The sequence below is a fragment of the Opitutales bacterium genome (assembly GCA_013215165.1).
In the GTDB taxonomy this organism is placed as follows: Bacteria; Verrucomicrobiota; Verrucomicrobiia; order Opitutales; family JABSRG01; genus JABSRG01.
In genome coordinates this window covers 14,014-36,017 of sequence record JABSRG010000040.1, presented here as the reverse complement: position 1 = coordinate 36,017, position 22,004 = coordinate 14,014, and the positions used below count along the sequence as shown (strand labels likewise).

The 22,004-nt window shown below is 51.4% G+C and carries 18 protein-coding genes and 2 tRNA genes; 5 read left to right on the top strand and 15 right to left on the bottom strand.

The features are described 5' to 3' along the window. Window positions 1–104 precede the first annotated feature (104 nt). From HRU10_09835 to HRU10_09815, 5 genes are all read right to left on the bottom strand, one after another. Window positions 105–323, bottom strand: a complete 219-nt coding sequence (locus HRU10_09835; GenBank protein NRA27533.1) for a helix-turn-helix transcriptional regulator — start codon at window positions 321–323, stop codon at window positions 105–107. A gap of 120 nt (window positions 324–443) precedes the next feature. Continuing rightward, the gene (locus tag HRU10_09830; GenBank protein ID NRA27532.1) at window positions 444–815 is read right to left on the bottom strand and encodes a hypothetical protein; all 372 of its coding nucleotides are present in this window, start codon (window positions 813–815) and stop codon (window positions 444–446) included. Window positions 816–1,313: 498 nt separating this feature from the next. Continuing rightward, window positions 1,314–2,708 (bottom strand): type II toxin-antitoxin system HipA family toxin YjjJ, encoded by a 1,395-nt coding sequence (yjjJ, locus tag HRU10_09825; GenBank protein ID NRA27531.1) that lies wholly within the window; start codon window positions 2,706–2,708, stop codon window positions 1,314–1,316. Between the two features lie 563 nt (window positions 2,709–3,271). After that, on the bottom strand, window positions 3,272–3,679 hold the full coding sequence (locus HRU10_09820; protein NRA27530.1) for a hypothetical protein: 408 nt from the start codon (window positions 3,677–3,679) through the stop codon (window positions 3,272–3,274). Next, window positions 3,676–3,924 carry an AbrB/MazE/SpoVT family DNA-binding domain-containing protein gene (locus HRU10_09815; GenBank protein NRA27529.1) on the bottom strand — a complete coding sequence of 83 codons (249 nt, stop codon included), beginning with the start codon at window positions 3,922–3,924 and terminating at the stop codon, window positions 3,676–3,678. Before HRU10_09815 ends, HRU10_09820 begins: the two co-directional genes overlap by 4 nt. A 1,485-nt stretch (window positions 3,925–5,409) precedes the next feature. Here HRU10_09815 and HRU10_09810 point away from each other — a divergent pair. From HRU10_09810 to HRU10_09790, 5 genes are all read left to right on the top strand, one after another. Next, window positions 5,410–5,484 (top strand) — tRNA-OTHER (locus HRU10_09810). A 76-nt stretch (window positions 5,485–5,560) separates the two neighbouring features. Beyond that, window positions 5,561–5,630 (top strand) — tRNA-Arg (locus HRU10_09805). 388 nt (window positions 5,631–6,018) lie between these two features. After that, window positions 6,019–7,140 carry a slipin family protein gene (locus HRU10_09800; GenBank protein ID NRA27528.1) on the top strand — a complete coding sequence of 374 codons (1,122 nt, stop codon included), beginning with the start codon at window positions 6,019–6,021 and terminating at the stop codon, window positions 7,138–7,140. Window positions 7,141–7,189: 49 nt separating this feature from the next. After that, on the top strand, window positions 7,190–8,170 hold the full coding sequence (locus tag HRU10_09795; protein ID NRA27527.1) for a hypothetical protein: 981 nt from the start codon (window positions 7,190–7,192) through the stop codon (window positions 8,168–8,170). 236 nt (window positions 8,171–8,406) lie between these two features. Beyond that, window positions 8,407–8,991, top strand: coding sequence for a hypothetical protein (locus HRU10_09790; protein NRA27526.1), 585 nt, complete (start codon window positions 8,407–8,409; stop codon window positions 8,989–8,991). Here the strand turns inward: HRU10_09790 and HRU10_09785 are convergent. The 10 genes from HRU10_09785 to HRU10_09740 form a co-directional block, all read right to left on the bottom strand. Continuing rightward, window positions 8,960–10,546, bottom strand: a complete 1,587-nt coding sequence (locus HRU10_09785) for a sodium/solute symporter (protein NRA27525.1) — start codon at window positions 10,544–10,546, stop codon at window positions 8,960–8,962. The two genes, HRU10_09790 and HRU10_09785, sit on opposite strands and share 32 nt — an antisense overlap. A gap of 147 nt (window positions 10,547–10,693) precedes the next feature. Further along, a complete protein-coding gene (locus tag HRU10_09780; GenBank protein ID NRA27524.1) occupies window positions 10,694–11,980 on the bottom strand; it encodes a cell division protein FtsZ in 1,287 nt (428 codons plus the stop codon). Beyond that, window positions 11,973–13,190: a cell division protein FtsA gene (gene ftsA, locus HRU10_09775; protein NRA27523.1), complete on the bottom strand. Its 1,218-nt coding sequence runs from the start codon at window positions 13,188–13,190 to the stop codon at window positions 11,973–11,975. Before ftsA ends, HRU10_09780 begins: the two co-directional genes overlap by 8 nt. 11 nt (window positions 13,191–13,201) lie before the next feature. Next, window positions 13,202–14,182, bottom strand: coding sequence for a hypothetical protein (locus HRU10_09770; GenBank protein ID NRA27522.1), 981 nt, complete (start codon window positions 14,180–14,182; stop codon window positions 13,202–13,204). Further along, window positions 14,175–15,098, bottom strand: a complete 924-nt coding sequence (locus tag HRU10_09765) for a D-alanine--D-alanine ligase (protein ID NRA27521.1) — start codon at window positions 15,096–15,098, stop codon at window positions 14,175–14,177. Before HRU10_09765 ends, HRU10_09770 begins: the two co-directional genes overlap by 8 nt. After that, entirely contained in the window at window positions 15,095–17,149 is a 2,055-nt protein-coding gene (gene murB / locus HRU10_09760; GenBank protein ID NRA27520.1) for a UDP-N-acetylmuramate dehydrogenase, read from the bottom strand. Before murB ends, HRU10_09765 begins: the two co-directional genes overlap by 4 nt. After that, the gene (locus tag HRU10_09755) at window positions 17,149–18,291 is read right to left on the bottom strand and encodes a UDP-N-acetylglucosamine--N-acetylmuramyl-(pentapeptide) pyrophosphoryl-undecaprenol N-acetylglucosamine transferase (protein ID NRA27519.1); all 1,143 of its coding nucleotides are present in this window, start codon (window positions 18,289–18,291) and stop codon (window positions 17,149–17,151) included. Before HRU10_09755 ends, murB begins: the two co-directional genes overlap by 1 nt. Next, on the bottom strand, window positions 18,284–19,453 hold the full coding sequence (gene ftsW / locus HRU10_09750) for a putative lipid II flippase FtsW (GenBank protein NRA27518.1): 1,170 nt from the start codon (window positions 19,451–19,453) through the stop codon (window positions 18,284–18,286). Before ftsW ends, HRU10_09755 begins: the two co-directional genes overlap by 8 nt. Then, window positions 19,453–20,685 carry a LysM peptidoglycan-binding domain-containing protein gene (locus HRU10_09745; GenBank protein ID NRA27517.1) on the bottom strand — a complete coding sequence of 411 codons (1,233 nt, stop codon included), beginning with the start codon at window positions 20,683–20,685 and terminating at the stop codon, window positions 19,453–19,455. Before HRU10_09745 ends, ftsW begins: the two co-directional genes overlap by 1 nt. Before the next feature lies 1 nt (window position 20,686). Then, window positions 20,687–22,003: an NAD(P)-binding protein gene (locus HRU10_09740; GenBank protein ID NRA27516.1), complete on the bottom strand. Its 1,317-nt coding sequence runs from the start codon at window positions 22,001–22,003 to the stop codon at window positions 20,687–20,689. Between the last annotated feature and the right edge of the window lies 1 nt (window position 22,004).

The window sequence follows — 22,004 nt, the reverse complement described above, 5'->3', positions numbered from 1 at the left end:
TTTCAAACTTGTGAACGCTTGTACACCATAAAATGCGATTATTCGAAATTTTTCTCCCCGCACTTCTGGTCATACCCAGCTAGGAATTGGCTAAAAACCGAAATTCAATCCTCCCAACACTGAACTCTGAATTCTCTAGGACCGACTCGGACCAACTCTTTGAATTTTCTCGAAAAATGATAGGGTGACTGAAAGCCACAGCGATATGCAATCTTTTCTGAAGTGAGGCCTGTTTCTGCAAGAAGGCGCTTACTCGCCTCTATTCTAACTCTCCAGAGATCGCTCATCGGTGAAAAACCAAAATGGTGCCGATACAGTCGCATCAGATGCTGCTTACTGATCCCTGCGGCACGCGCGCGATATCAACCAGCCCCATCCCAGTATTATAACGCCTTTTTATGTGACCCGAGGGCTGCAACAACGTAAATGGCCCTCCCCTCGTCTCACCGAGACCGAATAACAAGTAACCTGTCTGCCAACAGTTTCTGGGCTTCAAGTAGCTGGATCTCCTTAGGTAGCGCTTGCACACCACTCCTTGAGCTTTCCATAAACTCCAGATTCTTTTGAATAAGGGTGAGCGCATAGCAAATTCTAAGCTCTTCTGTGACACTATCACTATGGACCATCAACCAATTCAAGCGCATCCTAGAATTAATAGCGGTGGCCTTTACCATCTCCTGACTGCTTTCATCAACTGGATTGTAGCCAAAACTAGACTCGCTCTTAATTATTCTTTTTGCGGCCTCATCTGGAGTCTCTGCAAAAACCAAGACTGTAATTCCGAAATACATTAGCGTATAGACAAAATATCTCATTATCTTTTGCGGAACAGTTAATATTATATCAACAAATCGTCCTGATATCTTCATGCCCTGAAGATTCAGCTCAAATCATCCATATTTTCGACTGCATTCCCGATTCGCCAATGACCGGTCTGTTGACGGCTAAACTCTATCGCGATTGAACTGCCTATTTCCCAATTTTCATGTGACATTTTCTCTGCGGCCTCCGCGTCTCGAGCGAAGCGGGCGCGAGGTAAAGACTCTTTTAACCACGGATTTCTCAGATGGGCACAGATCTTTTTAAGGGGACCTTTTTTCTCTTCGTCGGAGTGCTTTCTGTGATCAGGGTTTCAAAGAATGCACTTTCGAGAGGCAGTCTTTGATTGAGATGAGGCAGGTCACTTTCCGATCAGTTTCACGTGGTCCGAGTCCAAAAAAATCCATTTCCATATCGTCAAGTATGAGCCACTGATTGATAGCTGCCTTCCGATTGTTTCTGAGCACTGTGTTACCATCATTTTAGGCCTTAGTTTATGCTTTATTACTCATCACCACACCTGGAAGACGATTCACAGCAGCGAGGGCATCTTTTGCGATGGCTTTAAAATCCCTACTGATTCCTGAATGATCTATAATACGTCGCCAAAAAGTCATCGCGTGTGAGTGCATTTCCAACCATTCATTTTGATCTTCTGGATTCGGCAAACGAAGCTTGAAGACGCGCTCTAGGAGTTCTCCAGTGTTTGTGGGGCGAAAGAACATAGGCAACATATCGTAGACAGGCGCTAGGGGGAATGAACCATTTTTAGGGAGAAAGAAACTTAGATTCCCCCAATGCATGTCGGAGTTTCCGATAAGTTCCCCAAAACACTGTAACTGAATGATGCGTCGGCAGTCGCCCGAGCTGATCCAGCCATCTGTGTGTAATACTCGAGCTACCTTTGCCCACGAGCCCTGCCCCGTCCCAATGTAGGCCGCATCCAAGGAGCGTAACGACACAAGGCCGCGTCGTCCCAAAGCACCGGCTCGGTCAAAACGTAATGACTCCAAAAATACGCGTGATTCAAATACAAAAATACGCGTTTCAGCTACCGAAAATCCAATCTCTCGTAGGACCTGATTAGATACATCTTCCGAATGTAGCAAATCCGCCCAGCGCTTACCCACGGGTGTATCGATTTTTGGACTGAATTTCACAATCACAGAACGAGGCATAGAGTGCTCTTCGTCACACACCATCGATGTAAACTTCGGCTGTTCACCTCCAGCAGAAGAGCCGTAAGCTTCATCTTCCTCAAGAGCCTTGCGAGCTTGCTGAGGATATGTTGTAGGAGAAATTTTATTATAAAAGCCATCAGCCACACGCAACTTATGTGCTTGAAACGCCTGCAATGCATTCGCATCGCCAAGAATAAAATTACCATGCGAGTTCCATCCAAACCCTTTGAGGGCATTCAAAAGCTGTAGATCACTCCAGGTATCAGGGCTATCTTGATACTGAAAAAGCTTTGCCATTCGCTTACCAAAAGCGCGACCTAGAAACCCTTGCGGTCGCATATCGTCTAGAAACCAAGGCCACCCAGGAAATAATCCATGTTTAAACTCGCCTCCCATAAGGCTTTCCTGCCCCCCTTCGGATTCAAAATACCACTGCGTGTGCTCACCGTCTGCAAGAGCATGGAGTGCCCCGACAAAGAGAACCTCACCGTTTGTTTGGACTTGATAAAGCGCCACAGCCTCTGACAAGCCTTCATCTCTAGCAGCAAGCCGAGTGGCTCGAGCTTTCCCTATGCTCACGATGCGACTCCCCTCTTCTCGCACGCGGCGAGACAATGATGCACGACTGATCCCCAACCGGTCCACAAGCTCACTCGACAAAGTAGGACCGTTGATTTTGAGGAAATTAAGCAAATTTTTGCTACCCATAAGAGAGTTCGTTGAAACAATTAATCCTGGATCCAATTCTTTTATATATTGAGGTCGAAGATAACGTAAAGGATAAATTGAAACGATAATGAAACGATTTAAGAGCTTCTTCGATCATCATCCGAATTACAATGATTTGCAGTATAATCGACGTGGCTGTGTTCATTGAATAAATCAAAACCCCGTTAGCTCATGAGGCGCAGCAGCCATCCAAACTAATATTCACTTTGCGCCTACGCCACATAGTCTCCTCAACGCGCCCACTGAGCTGGCTCAGTTTCACAGGCAGCATAGATACGCTCAAACAGTTCAGGAGCTTAATCCATCAGAACCGACCGAAACGGGACCAGTCGACCCAAGCGCTTTTGGAGCTGATCTTCAAAGACAAAATCCCGATTCGCCCTGGCCGTCACGAACCGCGAACACCGCAACCGCGGAAAAGAGTGGCCAACGATTCCCAGAAACATCTGGAAATCAGAAAGGAAATTTTAACCCTATTTCGAGCTAATGAGCACTGAACTTAGTGACATTGAGAGCGTTCAGTGCACCGGCCCGTTCAGACCCTAGGCAATCGGATTGTAGGCCATGCCCTTCCCCCACTCAGCAGATAGCAGCTTATCGTCTAATGTCGCCAACTTTAATTCATGAGAACTGGCGAGTGATACCAAATAAGAATCTGTGGTGTCTTGGTGCCGACTGACACTCGCCATACTTAATGGACTCAAATCACAAGGCAGAAAATCGAATGCGTATCTGGAAGTAATTGCAGAACAAACCGATGATGCACTCGCAAAATCTGCGCGAAAGGCGGGACTCATACTCACGCGCAAAAAGCCGAGCTCAGTAATCGCACACGTCGAAACCTTGACACCCGTATCAAGCCAAGCCTTCACCTCGGGATGAAAAGTATGACTCTTCCAACCCACTGCCAGTAGCAGGTTGACGTCGATCAATACTGATTTGCGACTCATATTTCCGAAAGTATGTCTTTCACCAATTTCGGCGACATATCCGGTGAACCTACAGGAGCAACAAGCGCGATATCTTCCCCGGAGCCCACAACCTCAGCCTTCCGGTCTTCAAGCAGCGGATCTAAGACAATCCTACCTGCAGCATCGATTTCGCACGAAAGGCAACAGCCAGGTACCAAGCCGAGTTTAGCACGAATTTCGCTTGGAACAACGATCTGGCCTTTCGTCGATAGAGTTATTGTCATCCTCACAACGACAAACCATCTTACGTGTAAGTCAAACGCTTTCCTGAACGCTGAAGTGCCCCGATGGCGGCGTTAGCCAACATTGGGGCACCGGCTGGAGATGGCCTGCCGGTGGTATGGGTTCGCTGTTGGGGTTGAAACAGCATGTTTTTTACTCCGTGGCTATCAGGAGAAACTGTGCGATGGGGATGATTTTTCAGTAAATGCTTATTGTATACTTTCTCTGCGGCCTCTGCACCTCGAGCGAAGCGGGCGCGAGGTTGAAACTCTTTTAACCATGGATTTCTCAGATGGGCACAGATTTTTGGGGGGATCTCTTCTCTCTTCGTCGAAGCGCTGGCTGTGGTCAGGATTTTCAAACAATACTGTTCCGAGCGCCGCTCTTCGATTGAGACGAGGCAGGTGACTTTCCGATCTATTCCTTTCGAAGTCTCCGGCGGCGACTGTCGGATAAAGCAGACGGACGATGCCAGAGTGCCTACCCCGGATTACCCATCTCAGGGACCTGCCGTGATTGCTCGTCCAGTCCAAACCAACCATTCTTTTCTATGGTCACGCCGTTCTCAACGCGTGGACCGCAGCCGCTCATACCTAGCGCGACAAGACTTATAATTAAAATACTGAGCTTCATCCCCGCCATTATCTCTAAAGCTTATCGATGCGCCAATCTGTTTTTCATTTGACGCATCTCAATCTGCAAAGAATCTCAATTCCCCTTTTCACATAACATGAATCCACGAACTCTAGACCAAAAGCTCATACGGAGCGCTGGCTCATTCCACACGGGAATGAACACGCGCGTCGAGTGCATCTGGCCGGGTGGTGAACGTGATAAATTAAGAACCCTACTGTAGGACTTCTCAATAAACCCAATTCATCCAAACCCGGCCCGAAAAGCACCCCAGCTTTCGGGCCTTTTTTGTGCCTACCGAAATTTCGCTTCATTTTCTCGAAAGAGACGAAATGCGAACATGGCTGTGCATTAAATATTTCTTAAGTATTTATTATTCAATATTTTATGTAATTTTATTGTTGCGTCCTCAAATAACCTCACTCATTTTCACACCTTCACATGAAAACAAACATATACAGATCCTACAGCCGCACATGGCTCCTGTGTGTCCCGAATGAGATCAACTCGTTCTCTCAGGACCATACAGGCGAAATAAGGCCCAGGACTGCTTCATCTAAAACGCGACGACGCCATAGGCAAATGCGAGTGATATGGCATTAAATAACACTCAGCGCGTAGCAGATAAAGCAGTCCAGGCGGCCCAAAGCTCCTGGATTTTTTTATGCCCTGTTCTTTCCCATCATTTTGACTTTTTAGCCCGCGCCAGCAGTTCTCCGCTTCGTGGCAATCGCTCTCGCGATCACCCGACGACAGCACTTTTCACTTTCCGATGGTGGGCCTGCGGCGCAGAGATCCGGCACGACCGTCGACCCTCTGGGTCCCGCGAGGCATTCGAAACACCATCTGAAACCGGGCTCGTGTAACTCAGTCAGGTAGAGTAGCCTCTATCGAGAGGAAGACGCCGGTTCAAATCCGGCCTGGGCCCACACTGTTAGCTCAGTTCGGTAGAGCAGTAGCCTTATAAGCTATTCGTCTCGGGTTCAAATCCCGGACAGTACACCAGATAGTCGAGTAATGGATAGCTCGCAGGAATACGGCTCCTGTAGTGGTGGTTCGAATCCGCCCTATCGCACGCACGCCACTAAAAATGGCTCCGGCATAGAAAGCCAAAATAACACCCGATGAGGGGAGGATGCTCTCCCAACATCTGAGACCGATAAGTCATCTAACGATGCCAATCGCTCTCAACAGTCGACCTCGCCAGCAGTCCGGTGGATACCGTGCGGAAGCGGCGTCGTTTGCTACAAATCGTTCTGCGCTGTGGTCAGTTACTTCGGCGTGAATCGCAAGTAACAAGGACTCCGCGCCCACACTCAAACCAGACTCCGCGATCAGTAGCTGGGATGGGCGGATTGAGTCCTCCTCTCTCGGGTCCCTCTCATTTCTAAGATCCCGCGGCGGCGGTGAAGCGCCGCCCTCCAGCCCCAAGGGCTGGGAAACACAAACCCAAAATAAAAACCATGAACATCAAGCTCATCCAATACGCACGGATTCCTTTCGAGCACATCGGTATCGAGACACGGGATGGACAGGTCGTCGGCTTGCTCGGCACCGGCCGTCACCTCCGACTTGATATCGAGGGCTTGGTTGGCATCCGCATCCACTCCGAACGTGATCCTTGGATTCACGAATCCACATCCATTCTGAGCCAGCTTCAGAAGCTCTCTGGAGCCGCTGAAAAAATTGACTTCATCGACTTGAAGGATGATCAGCGAGCTTTGGTGCAGATAGATGGACGATTCCAAAGCATCCTCGGGCCTGGACTCTATGCCTTTGCACGCAATGTCATGCAAGTGGCAGTCGAGGTGATCGACATCACTAGTCCTCGGTTTGTTCACTCAGATCTCAATGTGATCACCCGCGCAGCCTCTGCTGCTACACAATTGAACCAACATGACATCGTCGATGGCATGGTGGGCGTGCTCTACCTCGATGGAGCCTTCCATGAAGTGCTCCCTGCAGGACGGCATGTCTTCTGGAAGAACGTGGGAGTGGTAAAGATCTACACGCATGACCTCAGGGAAAAAGTCTTGGACGTCACCGGTCAGGATATCATGACCGCCGATAAGGTAACACTCCGGTTAAACGCTGTGGTAACCTACCGGATCACAGACGTCCGCCTGCTTGCCGAGGCCACTGCCGATGCTGAACAAGCCCTCTACCGAGAACTCCAGCTCATCATCCGAGCTCAGATCGGTGGACGCACACTCGACACGGTGCTCTCCGACAAAGCCGCAGTCACTTACGAGGCTCAGCTCGCTCTCGCGAGTAAAGCTGCCGACTACGGCTTGGAGATCAACGGTCTCGGCATCCGCGACATCATCCTTCCCGGTGATATGAAGAACATCCTCAATCAAGTCATCGAAGCCGAAAAGGCTGCCCAAGCCAACGGCATCAAACGTCGTGAAGAAACCGCAGCCATGCGCAGCCAACTCAATACGGCAAAGTTGATTGAGCAGAACCCCATCTTGATGCGGCTCCGCGAGCTCGAAGCTGTTGAAAAGATCACAGACAAAGCAGACCTCCAAATCTTCGTTGGAGACGGACAAGGTCTCAGCAAAAACTTGATCAAAATGATCTAAACCAGCCCCGGAGGCCAACGAACTCCGGGGCTTTTTATCCCGTAAGGCTATGAAGCAAAACGAAATAGACTTCATAAAGGACTGCTTGCCCACCGGACGCACGAAGTTCTACACGCATCAACATCACTATCTGTTTCAGACACTAGCCTGGAAACTGGGTGCCAGGGCATTGCGCGTGCATGAGCTCAAAAAAAGCCCCGATCTCAAACGCTATATGCAGCAGCCGACCATACGGGAATTCATCGGCAATCACTCGAACGATACAGTCACCACCCTGTCACTTGAAACGCATTGGCAGTTAAGTCGGCGAATCTTTCCCTTTCGGCTCACCCTCGATCAGTGGGGCATGGAATCCCCCAACACCTGGCAGCGGGATTGGGCTCAGACGTCCCGATCAGGAATGAATCTAGTGCTTCAGTTAAATTTCCCCGATCACCACAACCGTTCGTTCCGAAATCTATCCACGGAAGAACGGTCAATATGGCGTTATGCATACAACGGACATCCCGTAAGAGTCGGCAATGAAAATACGATGTCGTGGGCACGCATTGACTTAGAATTAGATCATGGCTGCGCCCTCATTGAAGAAGTCCAGAATGACTGGTTGCGCAAAGCCTACCGCAGCCATCTCAGACTGAGGAACAAACTCGAAGCAGGTGAGGTATCCACGAAAGACCTGTGGCATGAATCAACAATCCAACGTCAATTGGACTACTATGAGCAACACATCGCTCCCCTCACCAAGCTCTGGGCCGAAGCCACACTCCTAGCAGCGATGCAGTTCCTCATCAACGAGATCGGTATCAAGAATATCTTCTACCACACCTGGGCATCCGGTGTATTTTACAAGAAAATATCCAGAAACCATGGTCCTCCAAAGTCCCTGTATGAAGACTTACCCCGACGTTTCGGCTTTAATCGCGTGAGCATGGGTCCACCGTTCATCGTTCACAACGCACGCGTTCAGCGAAAGCACGGCAAACGGCCAAAAAGCGCCGAACATGATTGGTGGAAGTTCACAGTGTGCTGAATCCAAATTACGGAACAGCGGGGCATCATCTGGGCGACGAGGTAATCGCTGTCGCGCTCACCCTACAGAATGCGGTCGCACCTAGCCGAGCCGATGTAGAATTCGCGTTCATTCGCGTGGATTAGCGGATAGTTCCTCTAGTCACAGGATGAGTAGCCTTCCGCTTTGAAGTTCTCAGCGTTCTGGCTTCTTTTGACACTGTGTATAGAGGCTCAACAGAAAACACTTTAACAGAGATGCAAATTGCCCTGGAAACCGGGGCAGATACCGCGCGTTTTCGCACCTTGCTGACCGTCTTCTGGGGCATGGTCTTCGCAAAATGCTTCGTGCTCGAATACGCCGTGCAGCTTTACGCTGTCCCCATCAACTCTGTGATCTACGTATGGACTCTATCGCTCACCATGGCGACGGTCGTCACCTTCATTCACATCAGAGCCCGCAATTTTAATCCCCTATCCCTTCAGGCAACGACGCCCAGGCTGATCAAGCGCGTCTGGATAGCAGTCTTCATCTCTGCCCTTATCTTCGCCGTCGCATCGAAAACTTTTGGAATTTTTCCGTCACTGCTGCTCCCCGGTCTCTTCTCAGTTATGCTCGGTATCGGTTTCTTTATCCAGAGCTCGATGATCCATAAACGCATCTTTGCAATCGCTGCGATTGGATGGTGGGCCGTGGCCATCCCGCTGCTTGCTGGACCCTACCGTGTGAACCTCTTCTGGTTTGGAATTGCGATCCTCGCTCTCCAAGTCGTACCCGCTAGCACCATTTGGCTAAAAGCTAAACTTGAGTCTAGCTCACCCACTCCAAGGCAAGAAGAATAAGGCAAAAATAGACTGCAAGCAGCACAGCGAGGGTGCGCAGATTGCTTGCCTTGGGTATTACCTTGCCTGGCGCCATTAACTCTTTTGCAACGTTACGTGCTGGCTTGAACAGACTCACTGAGATAGCAGACCCCGAAGCCACGAAGAAGCCTACAACGTTCCACCAAAGCCAAGAAATGTCTGGCGCGAAATTCCATAACAAAACGTTAGTCGAAAATCCTAAAATCAAGCCACACTGGATACCCAGACTCCCGACGCGCTTAGATAGCATGCCCAATAGAAAAACCGCCAAGAGGGGGCCATTAACGAGCGAACCAATTTTGTTCACCGCTTCGATCACTGTCCCCGAAACATTCCCTACAAAAAAAGCGAATACGATACAAATGACTCCCCAAAACACCGTCAGCATCTTGGAATAGAGGAGTTCTTTCGATGCGGGAACTTTATCCTTAAAGAAACGTAGTACGATATCATGCATTGTCAGCGTGCTGAGCGAATTGATCGTAGAATCCAGCGACGACATTGCCGCCGCAAAAAACCCTGCCAACACTAACCCTAACAAACCACTGGGGAAATGTGCTTGCATGAAAGCCGGCATCACCAAGTTTTTATTAATCTCACCCGAGTCAACCTGCTTCAGACTGTCCAGCAATTCGGGATTCAGGGTTAGATAGGCACCCAGGCAAACACCCAAAAAACAATATAGTGCCACCAACGGAAAACGCAGGATGCCACCAATGAACAGCGATATCTGCGAATGCGCGACCGAACGCGAGGAGAGCTCACGCTGGATCTGAGTTTGATCGCAGCCGTAGTAAGAGACATAGAGAAAAAGACCACCAAAGAGCATCGGCCAAAAGGCGAAAGTCGCTCCATCACCCCATCCGTGCCCGGCGAAATCAAGGGTTTGTGCCTTCGCAGAATCAAAGTGCTGCCAAGTTGCCGCCCATCCTCCGTTGAGTTCTAAAGCCATCCAAATCGCAGCAACGATGCCGGCAACCAGGATGAATAGTTGAATCACATCCGAAACAATCACCGCTTTGATCCCCCCCAGCACGTCGTAGATCACGGTCACGACTCCCAGGAGTAGCACCGCTACCCAGAACGGAATGCCCATGAAAAACTCCAATACCAAAGCCAGAGCGTAGACCGTAACGCCCGTAGAAAATGCGCGCAAAAACTGGAACAAAATGCTGAGTAATACGCGGGTCTGGACATCATAGCGTCGTTCCACATAATCATACACAGAGACCAAGTTCAGTCCGCGGAGTATGGGGATGATCACGACCATGATGACGATCATAGCCAAGGGCACTGCGAGTTCGTATTGTAGCCAGAGCAAACCACCTGAAAGCGCAACAAATGCCGGTGCACCCAGGAGACTGTTGGTCGAACATTGCGTCGCCATCGTCGATAGTGCGATCGGCAAGGGCCCCACTTTGTTACCACCGAGATAATAGTCGCGCCCATCCTTCTGGCCCCGGCTCAGCCCATAACTCAGGGCGATCATCCCTAGCATATAACCCACGATGATAATCCAGTCTAGGGGTCCCATAGAGTGATATTGAAGGATGGGTATGGAAGTTTGAAGGATGAATGACACCCAAAGTTCAGTAAGATCAGGACATAGATAACACTTTTACGAACCCTGACATTGGATGCATCAGTCTGGTGCATGAAATGCAATTTGAATTAAACTAGATCACTTCAAAGCTACCTTTACCCCGCGACGCAAAAATGTGGGTACATCCAGATCTTCACCAGCGTATTCATTAGGCTCAGTATCCTCAAAGATTCCCCGCTGCTCGTCATTCGCGAGAAATAGAAACTCTTCCTGTTCGAGTAAATCTGCCTGCTTGGGGCCGAGCTTAGAACGATGCACACGCACCACAGGCTTGCTCTTTTTCGCCCGCTTTTCGCGCGGCTGCTCGACCGGGATAACTGGATCCAGTGGCTGCTTCGGTTTCGACGGTGCGCGCGGCGGCATAACAGCAGCAGACGTGCGCTGAACATCGAGTGCTACCGCTTCGTGACCCATATTACTGACACCCAGCACACAGATTTCGACCATCTCGCGGACAGATTCATCAATATTTGCTCCAAAGACAGTATCTTCGCGGCTGATGAACACTTCATTCACCGCATTCACGATACGATGCACATCAGCCATGGTTAGATCACTACCTCCGGTGATATTCACTATCAGCTTCTCAGCGCGATGCATACCTTCCGGTGTCTGTAGCAACGGACATTGACGCAGCTGCCTGAGAGCTTGATCCACTGCATCGCTGCCTTCGCCAACCCCTAGGCCAAATAAACTCTTGTTGCTCAAAGTTGAAAGCACACTTTGGAGTGCCGCAAAATCCTGACTGATTAACCCAGGCCGCGTCACCATGGCACTGATAGCCCGGACGCCACGCTCCATCCATGCATCAGCCATTCCCAGTGCATTGAGTACCGACTGTTCATCACAATCCGGCTGCACCAACAAATCGTTAGGTAAAGAGATTACTGCATGGCTGACATCGCGCAAGCGTCCTGCAGCAGCCGCAGCGTCATCGTTGCGTTTCTTTCCTTCGAAAGCGAAGGGCTGTGTCCCAAATACAATGACCACAGAACCCTGGTCGCTCGCGATCTCCGCCACGACAGGAGCTACCCCGCTGCCGCTGCCTCCCCCCAGGCCCACCAATAGAAAAACCAAGTCAAAGCCCTCCAAGGTTTCTTCTAAAGCTTGGCGGTCTTGCATGGCCGCATCCCGGCCTCGCTCGATATCACCACCGGTGCCCATGCCCCGGGTCAATTTACGACCGACCAAGACTTTTCGTGCTACCTGACTGTTGTTCAGCGTCTGAGCATGGGCATCGATCGCGATCAGACGCAACTGTTCCGCGTCTTCCAATTGCATGCGATCTAAAACCCGAAGACCCGCACCACCCACCGCTACCACGGCGATCTTTATTCCGATCTGCTCTGGAAGATTTTCAGACATTGAAATTCAAAATGCGCGCGACTTTACGCAGGATATTTCCTTCCGCGACACGTCCACCCGTGCCGCCTCCCTGACGGGCCTGAAGAGCAAAATGGAGTAACCCCATGACGGTGGCATACTCTGGCTGCGCCAGGGTTTCGCTGGCCCAACGCGGTAACCTGGCAACACGAGCGGACACCCCGAAGACTTTGGCAGCCGCCTGAGCGAGTTCTTTTATATGCGCCGAGCCACCCGTAATAAAAACACCAGAAGGGATATAATCAGACTCCCCCGCCTCTCCCAGCTCCTTGCGGACAATCTGGAATATCTCTTCGACACGTGCACTTATGATCTGGCTGATAGCATATTGAGTAATCATACTATCGCCGATCGTGTAATCTCCATGCGTCCAGATAGACTGGTTGCGGTCCTCTTTCGATAGAGTCGCTTTACCATGGGTTAACTTCAAAAATTCAGCGCGTTTGCGACTGATACGCAGCCCCATCGCAAGATCATTCGTTATATGCTCACCTCCTACTGCGAGCACCCCTGTACGTCGAACGCAACCATCTTTATACACTGCATAATCCGTGGTGCCGCATCCGATATCGACCACCAGAGCCCCCGCCTTTTTTTCCTCCTCAGTCAGGAGCATGGAAGCTGCCGCGCTGCTTGAGAGAACGATACTTTCGAGCTCCAGGCCAAAACCGTTTACAACCCGCATCAGCTCCTCGACTTTTGCCTGGTCCCCAAACACCGACCAATAATGGGCTTCTAAACGCTCTCCAGGCTGCCCCAGAGGATCCGAGATAGAGCGCCCATCGAGACTGAACCCATTGCGCATGTGCTGGATGTAGATGCTGCCTGGGTCCAACGGACGCCGCTTGGCCTCTTCGCTCACGCGATCAATATCTTCCTGCTGCACACAACCATCTGCAGACTGCACTGGTGTGATGCCCGTGTTCTGCCGCCCCTTAAAATGCTTTCCCGTCAATGCCAGATAAACTGTATCAAGCGGCACACCAGCTTCATCTTCGATCGATTCAATGGCAGTATGCGCACAGGCACAAACTGACTTAAAATCGACGATTTCACCCTTCACCACACCTTGGGTCGAACAGTCGGCATGCCCCAGAACAGCCAGCGAACCATCATCCAGAATCTCGCCCACCAGGGCGACCACCTTGGAAGTTCCTAATTCAATAGCCCCTATGATCGGATTCTCGGACATGCGGCTACCCACTATAGAATCGAATAAGGTGCGGGGGAACGAGCTCGATCCGCTCTTCGCGGGGAAGCTTTGACTACAGCGTATCCCTCCATCGTTAAATCGATCAAGGCCATCGGCATCGATCCAACCGACGCCCAATCGCCTGGAAACTCTGCAACCACGGTATCAAGGTCGATCAGTTGCTCGTCTAGATCCCCTTCAGACAACACCAAGCGCTCACACCATGACGTCCGGAATACGATATTCTCTCCAAGCAGAGGGGATAACTTTGAGCGCGGCTCAATCTGAACCACTTGGATGTCACTGAACAATTGTGGGGCCAATACCTCGGTCCGTTCCAGGACATCGAGCAATCTATCGATCTCAGAAATCGGGGCAAATCCTTGGCTGACCTCAACCAAATTCACCCCACCAAGCCAGGGCAATCGACGCAGCTGGGCACGGGAAAATCCGTGGGGGCTAAACAAGACGCCCTCGTTATCCACCAGACGCGCCACCCGCCCGCCGTCAGTGGCGATCATCATCTTGAAGACCGGGTCACGCTCTTCCACACGGATACTCAATGAAGCCTCGGCGAAACTACGCTTTACAGTCGCCGATTTGATCTGATCAACCGTTTCCAAATCTCGTTGCAAAGCAAAAATGTCCGCGTCTAGAGGAAACGCATCTTCAAACAAATTAAGCTCACGCTTTACCCAACCTTCGGTAAGCACACCGTCAGAGGAAAACTCGATCTCACGGACAACATCTCCTTCTGCTTGATCGAGTAGAACGCGCTTCTGCAAGTCTGCGAGAACATCGCGGCTATTCCAGCCCAACAACCCAATGCATAACAAAATAGTGAATATACAAAATCCTGAAAAATAAGGAGCCCAACGCCGACGAAGAGCAATTACAGTCTGGGGCCGTTCGCGCGTATTTTGTCGAATAGCTTCTTTCCAAGTCTGAGCCTGTTGGTGGGTATCTGAATGTTTTTTCTTAGCCTTACCCATAGCGTTGCTTCCATCGTTCTACTGCACCAGCGAGCATCCGGTCCAGTAGGTCATTAAAATCAATTCCTTCACACGAAGCACTTTTGGGTAACAGACTCGTTGGGGTAAGTCCTGGCAAGGTATTAACCTCCAAAAGCACCGGCTCACTCCGTCCATTTATAATAAAATCCACCCGAGCAAAATCTCGGCAACCACACGCTTCGAAAATCGTCTCTGCAGCTTGGCTTACCTCTTCCCGCACTTTTTCCACGAGACACGCAGGCACATCATATTCCGAATAGCCCGGCGTATATTTGTGCTTGTAGTCATAGGCGCCGCCTTGCGGTCGGATTCCCACCACACCCAGAGCCTTGCCATCCAACACGCCAACACTCACCTCGTAACCTCGAACACGACTCTCCGCCATCCATTTTCCAGATTGGATGTCTTCGATCGCAGTAAGTAGACCGGATTCGTCATCGACAAAGTGAAGCCCTACGCTGCTGCCCGCGTCTGCCGGCTTTATTACGAAACTGTCACCCAGCAGCGACACGAGTTCGAACCAAGATGGATGTAGGGACCCATCAAAAACTACAGACTCAGCAACGACTAGATTTGACCGCGAAGCAACCTGCTTGGTTTGGACCTTATCCATACACTGAGCGCTGGCTTCTCCCGCACAACCGGCATACACCACCTCAGCATCATCAAGAGCATCTTGCAGCACCCCATTCTCACCAAATTGACCGTGCAGCACTGGCAACACGATCATACGGCTCGGATCGATAAAAGCCGGCACTTCCGCTCTTTGAATATCATAGGCGTGTACGGCATGACTTTGTTCCAACGCCGCAATGACCGCTTTGCCCGAGGCAAGCGATACAGCACGCTCACCGCCCACTCCGCCGTAGAGCACACATAAGTCCGGCTGCTTCATCCCGCCAAGACCTCCTTCCATTCATTTCCAAGCAACACAGCTTCAGGCTCCAGTAGGACTCCCGTTTCCGCTTTAACAGAGGCACGGACTTCATTGATGAGACCTAAAACATCTGCCGCCGTAGCAGCGCCGGTATTAACGATGAAATTTGCATGTATCGTAGATACCATCGCACCACCGCGACTGTGCCCTTTTAGCCCGCATACATCAATGAGGCGGCCCGCATGATCGCCTTCGGGGTTCTTGAAGATACAGCCCGCGCTCGCTTCGCGCGGCTGAGATTCTTTGCGCGATTTCATATATGTATGCATCCTCCCGCGAATTGCGTCGGTGTCGTGATCACCGCTACCGCCCCTCAACACCGCGTCTAAGACAAATCCTTGGGCGAGTTCCACGGTTGAGCGGTAAGCAAAAGTTAATGCCTCGCGCGGATAGACTGCCACACTGCCATCCCACTTCATGAGCCTGACTGACTCCACCACATCAGACATCCATTTTCCCATTGCACCAGCATTCATGCGTAACGCTCCACCGAGTGATGCCGGGATACCCTCCATAAATTCGAGCCCGTCCATGGATACTTGAGCCGCCTTCACACAGATATCCCGCAGGCGCACCCCACCGCCCACACGCAGACGCCCATCAGGTAAGAGTTCTATACCCTTCCATGCATCCTCACTCAAGCGGATGACCAGGCCTGAGATCCCCTCGTCTGGAATGATCACATTGGAACCTCGCCCCAGGGGAAAGACCGGGACCGTTTTAAGTTTAGCCCAAGTGAGCACAGCTCTCAGCTCTGCTAAATTGGCTGGCTCGGCGTAGTATTCAGCCGCTCCACCCACACGCATGGTAGTTTTTCCAGAAAGTCTAACATTACGCTGGATACATACCTTGTCTGCCACAAATGCTTCGGCGAAGCGATCTACCGTCCCAGCACCAACGAAAAGGAAACGTCCTCCATCCGAAGACTGCTTCAGCAGAACTTCAAAGGCTTCAGGTTCATTGGTGTGCACAATCGCTCTCGGCAGGCTTTGTGCAATCGACTCAGCACGCGTCCCATCGTTTTTCTCGAAAGCAGCATAAATCGGAAGCAAATGCACGGACTCCGTGCGAGCATCTCTCAGCACACGACCAAACGCTTCCGCAAACACAGCAGTGCGCCCGTAACGATGGGGCTCAAAGACTACTGTCGAACCCGCGAAATCGGGCTCTGACAACAAAGCCTCAATTTCAGCCGGATGGTGAGCATAATCATGAATAACCTTTAACGATCCATCATCGTGCAAAACCTCTTGCCGGCGCTTCAATTCAGGTAAAAAATCTGCGTTAGCCTCAACTCCGAGTGCAGCCAAAGTCTCGCGGACAAGGCGTTCGCGTTCTAAACGCAGTCCTGCACCCTCCAAGGGGCGCCCCTCAATAATGGTCCCCCGCGTACGACAGCGCAGTGAATCAAACACTAACGCATAAGCCTTCGCGTCAGCGTATTGGCTGGGATGATCAAAATCGATCTGAGTGATGACACTTAGCTCTGGCTCAAATAAATCAATCGATCCGTCGCTCTCGTCGACCTCGGCGATCAACCAGTCAGCATCGTTCCAAACTGCAGGCAATAAGTCATCTCCCTGAAAACGCGCCCCAAGGTAATAACTGCATTCAAAACCGACATCACCCAGCGCACGAATCAATGCGGCGGTCGTGGAAGACTTCCCATGAGAACCAGAGATAGCCAACAAACGCTTTTCTCCCGCCAGCTCTGCTAAAAGCTCACCGCGACTCAAGCCTTCTACTCCGGCATCTGAAAGACGCTTCCGTGAAGGATGAGCCACATCAAATGCCGGAGAATAAACAAAGCGCTGCGGCAAGGCTCCATGCTCCCAAAATCCAGAAACAGCGACTTCGACAGATGCGGATTCCAAAAGACTCGAAGCCCCGGCATCTAGATTATCGTCTTCACCTGTCACGCGGTATCCTGCCTGAGCCACAAGAAGAGCAAGCGGGAGCATACCCATACCCCCAACGCCCAAAAAATGAATCTGCTCACGTACAGCCATCAGAGCTCTTGACTCCTTCCCAGAGACTTTTCGAGATACCCCGCCTGCTCTTCAAGAGGCAGTACGAGTTTCTCTAGATCATCGACCGTATTTTGCAGGACTTGTGCGTCATCCATGCGTGAAAGATTACGTTGCAGTTGCGACAATAACCAATCGTTGAATAGTAACTCCTCCACCTCGGCGAACAGTTGACCGATTGACTCTTGACCAAGAACAATCCCTCCACCCTGCTGCTCGAAGAAGCGCGCATTAGCATCTTGATGGTTATCGGCCGCAAAGGGATAAGGGACCAGGATTCCAGGAGTCCGACAGCGCACGAGTTCCGCTAGAGTCCCCGCACCAGCACGCGTTACGATAAGATCCGCAGCGCTCATCACATCTGCCATTTGGTCGGTGAAATTCACGAACTCTGCGACGATGTTGGGCCCATTTTCAAATTCGCGTTCATAGCGCCCTGTAATGCCCTGACCCATTCCCGTGACACAATAAATATGAACGCCCAAGCCAGCGAGCTGCTCGAAATGATCGCGCGCCCACTCATTGAGTGCTTGGGCTCCCTGGCTTCCCCCAAGGATAACCAGGAGCTTTCCGTTCTTGGGCATACCGATGTTCTGTCGAGCTCGGTCCTTGCCGATCTTTCGAAACTCTTTTCGCACCGGGAACCCAAAGTCACGGATAACATCCGGCTTCACACCGCGCAGTCTAAGACCCCGCGGTAGATAAACCCTCGAAGCAGCCTTCCGGAACATTCGGGTCGCCTTACCCGGCACACGATTGGCCTCGTGGAGTATGATCGTTGTCTTCTTCCACCGCGCGACACTGAGAACAGGCAAAGAAAGAAATCCACCGAAAGCGATGACAGCCTGGGGCTCAAAGTCTTTCAAAATCTTACTCATCCCCTTGATGCCCCGGATCGTTTTCACAACAAACTTAACAAAACGCAGGGGCGAAAGGGAAAAGAAAGCACCGGCTAAAGGTCGTGTTTGCAAGGCAGGATATTTACGGATCAATCGAGAATCGACCTGCTTTTCGCTCACCAAGAGCATGCAAATATGCCCCTGCGAAATAAGTGACTCTGCCAAGGCAATACCCGGTGAGAGGTGCCCGCCAGTGCCTCCACAAGAAATGATAAACTTACTCACTCCGTACCCTTTCCCGTTTGGGGACAGCGGACCAGCGTGAGCTGACATTGATAATCAAACCAATGAAGAAAAACATCAGAATTAGGTTTGATCCGCCATAGCTGATAAAGGGGAGCGACATTCCCTTTGTAGGTAGCACACCCGTCACCACGCCCATATTAATCAGGGCCTGGAACACAATAAATAGCAGGCTACCCTGAACGAGTAGGCACTCATACAGGCTCGTCGCGCGACGAATCCTTAGGGCCACAAGAAAAAATAGTGCCAGGAAAAGGATAACAATCAGCAGCGTAAAAATTAAACCAAGCTCCTCGCCCACAATCGAAAAGATAAAGTCGGTATGCGCTTCGGGTAGATAGGTAATCTGCTGACGTCCATCGCCCAAACCCACACCGCTCATACCCCCAGATGCAAAACCCAAAATGCCTTGCCACAGCTGGTAGCCCTCGTCGCCGCGTACTACCTCGGAATTTAAACTTAGAAATGAGGTCACCCGACTTAGACGTTCAGGGTTGTGGTAGATAAGAGTTGCAAAACCAGCCAATCCTAAGATCCCCAGAGGCACCCAATACTTCAGCGCACCACCGGCGAGGTATAACATGCACCCGCCGACTAGGGCACAGAGGAACGCAGTCCCATAGTCGGGCTGCAAAAGAATCATACCAAAGGCCACTCCAATAATTAAACCCGGGAAAATAACCCCGCGTATTTTCTCGTTAAGTTTGCGCTTATTCTCAGCGAGATAATGAGCGAGGATGAATACCAGCGCGACCTTAACTGCTTCAGCCACTTGAAAACGAAACGGACCCAATATTAACCAACGATTCGCCCCATTGATCTCACGCCCAAACGGGGGGATAAAGACAAGAGCGCACAGCAGTATCGCTGGAACGGCCAGCCACCACACCAGGTCGCGTAGTTCGTGGACATCGATTCGCCAAGCAATTAAACCAGCCAAGGAAGCAACGACTAGCCAGACCGCCTGCTTCTTAAGCATGGCGAATGCATCCGCGCTATCGAGGACGTAGGTACTGCTCAACAAGACCACAATACCCAAAGAAGTCAGTGCCAGAACTATGAGCAAAAGCGCGTAGTCGTCCCACCGCAGGGCAGTCCATGCGGGTTTCTGGGCGACGGGAGTATCTACGCTTTCAAGATGCATTATTCTTCTACACGCACGGGAGAAACGACCGGCGCATTCTCCAAATCTTCTAAAAGGGCTTCCAAATCGGCCTCGGTGGGCGCAGGTGCCGTGTTGAGCTCTGAAACCGAAGCAGGTTGAGGCTGACGAACTGAGTTGGATTCAGGGGTCTGTGGTAGGTCCACTTCAACCTCCTGGTTTTCGCTCGTTACTTCGCGGAAATTTGCCTGATCTCGAGGCTCGATAGTGACCTCCTGGGCTCCTGCATTGCTGATCTCGCCGACCTGGAGACGCTGCCCGACCTTAAGCAATCGGGGATCAAAGTTATTGTTCCAAGCCATGAGCTGTCCCACCGATATACCATAACGCCGCGCGATGATTGTGGGGTTTTCACCCGATTTTACTTCGTGGTAGACGCCGCGCGCAGGCGCAGGTGCAGAACGCTCTCTTATGGCCGGAGCCGACTCGACATTATCAGGAAGGATTAGGAGCTCGCCCACGCGTATCACATCGCTCGTTAGATTATTTGCCGAACGTATGGCACCCACAGACGTTCCATTGCGTGCTGCGATGCGTGATAGCGTGTCCCCAGGCATGACGATATACTCACGACCTAGACTGCCTTCGACAGGCACAGCCTCGCTGACAAGCTCCGAAGGCGGTGCTGCGACACGCACGGTATTATCATCCTTGGGAATTTGAATCACCTGGCCGACTCGCAGCGTATCAGACGTGAGACGACTGGCCTCACGAATCGATTGGATAGAAACCTCAAAGCTCCGCGAAATTTTCCAAAGGCTATCTCCGGAAACAACAGTGTAATCAACCCAAGCTGGCCCCGACGTCACGATAGATATGCCCTCATCATCGGATGATTCGGCTGGTAGGGTCACAGGGTCTGGAACGTTGGATAGCACACCGATGACTTCACCGCTGTCCGACGGGCGGGTAGATGGCGTCGGGCGCGTAGGCGCAGAACGCTGCGGTACAGAAATACTACTGTCACGACTTACCACAACGGGCCGCGGCGCTCCTGTATTGAATGCCGGATCAATCGGCTCAAACAGATCTTCGCTGGAAGACGACTGAGGATCAACAGGGATGGGAGCCGTATCTTCCCCATACATTGCTGTGGGTATCATCGGAGACTCTGCGTCGGCGCTATCCGTAGTCTGACAACCGGGCTGGGTGATCAGGAACAGACCGGCAGCCAAATGCACAAAGACGACCAGAGCTATGCCAATATATTTCATGTTAAATTAGATGAAGGGTTTGAGTGAAAAACCGGTGAGTAGGTTCAAAATCGAGACGCCGAACTGCGTCGACAAAGGCATCGCCGCGATCCGCAAAGCTATCATACTGATCAAGGCTGGAAAAAGCCGGACTAAAGAGCACATCCCCGCCCCCACAGTGCATCGCATCTAGATAGGCATCATTCACAGCAGAATCCAGCTGATCGTAATCCTTGGTTGTCATAAACGGAGTGAAGGAACGGCTAATCGCCTCGGGATCGGCACACACGATGTAGGCCGCGGAGATATCGCTAGAAAGCTGCTCGGCGAAGCCATCCAGGTCCCCACCTTTGCTCCGTCCACCACCGATCCAGAAAATCGGGCCTTCTATGCCATCGACGGCTGCCAAGCAGGCATGAAAATTAGTCGCCTTCGAATCATTCCAGAAACGCACTCCCTCCTGCTCTCCGCAGAACTCGAGGCGATGACGATCAAACTGAAAACTCGAGGCTGCTTCGCGCCAGTGCTCCAAAGAGAGTCCTAAGGCCTGCCAGAGTGCCGCACCTTGGTGAAAGGTCTCACCACGTGGCCCCAGCCGAAAGGCGGGCGGCAGGCAAGCGCGGGCGATTTTTGGAGCTCTCTCGACGCTGATCGGCAGGTTGATTTTCGCCTCATCGGCGAAGGCAAACACCGACTCCCCAGCAATTACCGGAGCTTCAAAGACCAGAGACTCAAACAACCACGCTTTAGCCGCAAAGTAGGCCTCCATGCTAGCGTAGCGATCAAGATGATCCTCTGCAAAGTTGGTCCAGATCAGTCCATTGAGGTGTAGCTCTTGGCTCGATTCTGCCTGGAACGAACTGATCTCACACACCGCGATGCTATCGGCGTGATTCTTTGAATCGTCGACTATGGCGCAGAGAGGCAAGCCCACATTACCCACCGCCTGGGCATCAAAGCCAGCTACACTGAATGCATGCGCCAGCAATCGAGTCAGCGTCGTCTTACCATTGGTGCCAGTGACGCCAATAATTTTACCCTTCCAGAACTGGCGCCCGAGCCAAAGCTCTGAGCGGATCACGCACCCCTGTTTTCGAGCGGTAACTAACCATGGATGATCCTCAGCAAAACCAGGGCTCACGATGCATAAACGGTGCTCAGCCGCAGCTTTAGGCGAGAAATCATCCACCGTGCCCCGGCCAGAATCACGATCATAGATGACAACCGCATAGCCACGTCGCTCTAAGGCCTCAGCAGCAGCGCGCCCACTCAGCCCAGCACCTAGGACAGCCACAGGCTGTTCAAGCAGATCTTCAAAAACTGGTGAGCGGTGAGTCATC

Excerpts from the sequence above, each read along its gene's own strand:
- HRU10_09835 (NRA27533.1), bottom strand. The coding sequence starts at position 323 with ATGCGACTGTATCGGCACCATTTTGGTTTTTCACCGATGAGCGATCTC.
- HRU10_09830 (NRA27532.1), bottom strand. The coding sequence starts at position 815 with ATGAGATATTTTGTCTATACGCTAATGTATTTCGGAATTACAGTCTTG.
- yjjJ (NRA27531.1), bottom strand. The coding sequence starts at position 2,708 with ATGGGTAGCAAAAATTTGCTTAATTTCCTCAAAATCAACGGTCCTACT.
- HRU10_09820 (NRA27530.1), bottom strand. The coding sequence starts at position 3,679 with ATGAGTCGCAAATCAGTATTGATCGACGTCAACCTGCTACTGGCAGTG.
- HRU10_09815 (NRA27529.1), bottom strand. The coding sequence starts at position 3,924 with ATGACAATAACTCTATCGACGAAAGGCCAGATCGTTGTTCCAAGCGAA.
- HRU10_09800 (NRA27528.1), top strand. The coding sequence starts at position 6,019 with ATGAACATCAAGCTCATCCAATACGCACGGATTCCTTTCGAGCACATC.
- HRU10_09795 (NRA27527.1), top strand. The coding sequence starts at position 7,190 with ATGAAGCAAAACGAAATAGACTTCATAAAGGACTGCTTGCCCACCGGA.
- HRU10_09790 (NRA27526.1), top strand. The coding sequence starts at position 8,407 with ATGCAAATTGCCCTGGAAACCGGGGCAGATACCGCGCGTTTTCGCACC.
- HRU10_09785 (NRA27525.1), bottom strand. The coding sequence starts at position 10,546 with ATGGGACCCCTAGACTGGATTATCATCGTGGGTTATATGCTAGGGATG.
- HRU10_09780 (NRA27524.1), bottom strand. The coding sequence starts at position 11,980 with ATGTCTGAAAATCTTCCAGAGCAGATCGGAATAAAGATCGCCGTGGTA.
- ftsA (NRA27523.1), bottom strand. The coding sequence starts at position 13,190 with ATGTCCGAGAATCCGATCATAGGGGCTATTGAATTAGGAACTTCCAAG.
- HRU10_09770 (NRA27522.1), bottom strand. The coding sequence starts at position 14,182 with ATGGGTAAGGCTAAGAAAAAACATTCAGATACCCACCAACAGGCTCAG.
- HRU10_09765 (NRA27521.1), bottom strand. The coding sequence starts at position 15,098 with ATGAAGCAGCCGGACTTATGTGTGCTCTACGGCGGAGTGGGCGGTGAG.
- murB (NRA27520.1), bottom strand. The coding sequence starts at position 17,149 with ATGGCTGTACGTGAGCAGATTCATTTTTTGGGCGTTGGGGGTATGGGT.
- ftsW (NRA27518.1), bottom strand. The coding sequence starts at position 19,453 with ATGCATCTTGAAAGCGTAGATACTCCCGTCGCCCAGAAACCCGCATGG.
- HRU10_09745 (NRA27517.1), bottom strand. The coding sequence starts at position 20,685 with ATGAAATATATTGGCATAGCTCTGGTCGTCTTTGTGCATTTGGCTGCC.
- HRU10_09740 (NRA27516.1), bottom strand. The coding sequence starts at position 22,003 with ATGACTCACCGCTCACCAGTTTTTGAAGATCTGCTTGAACAGCCTGTG.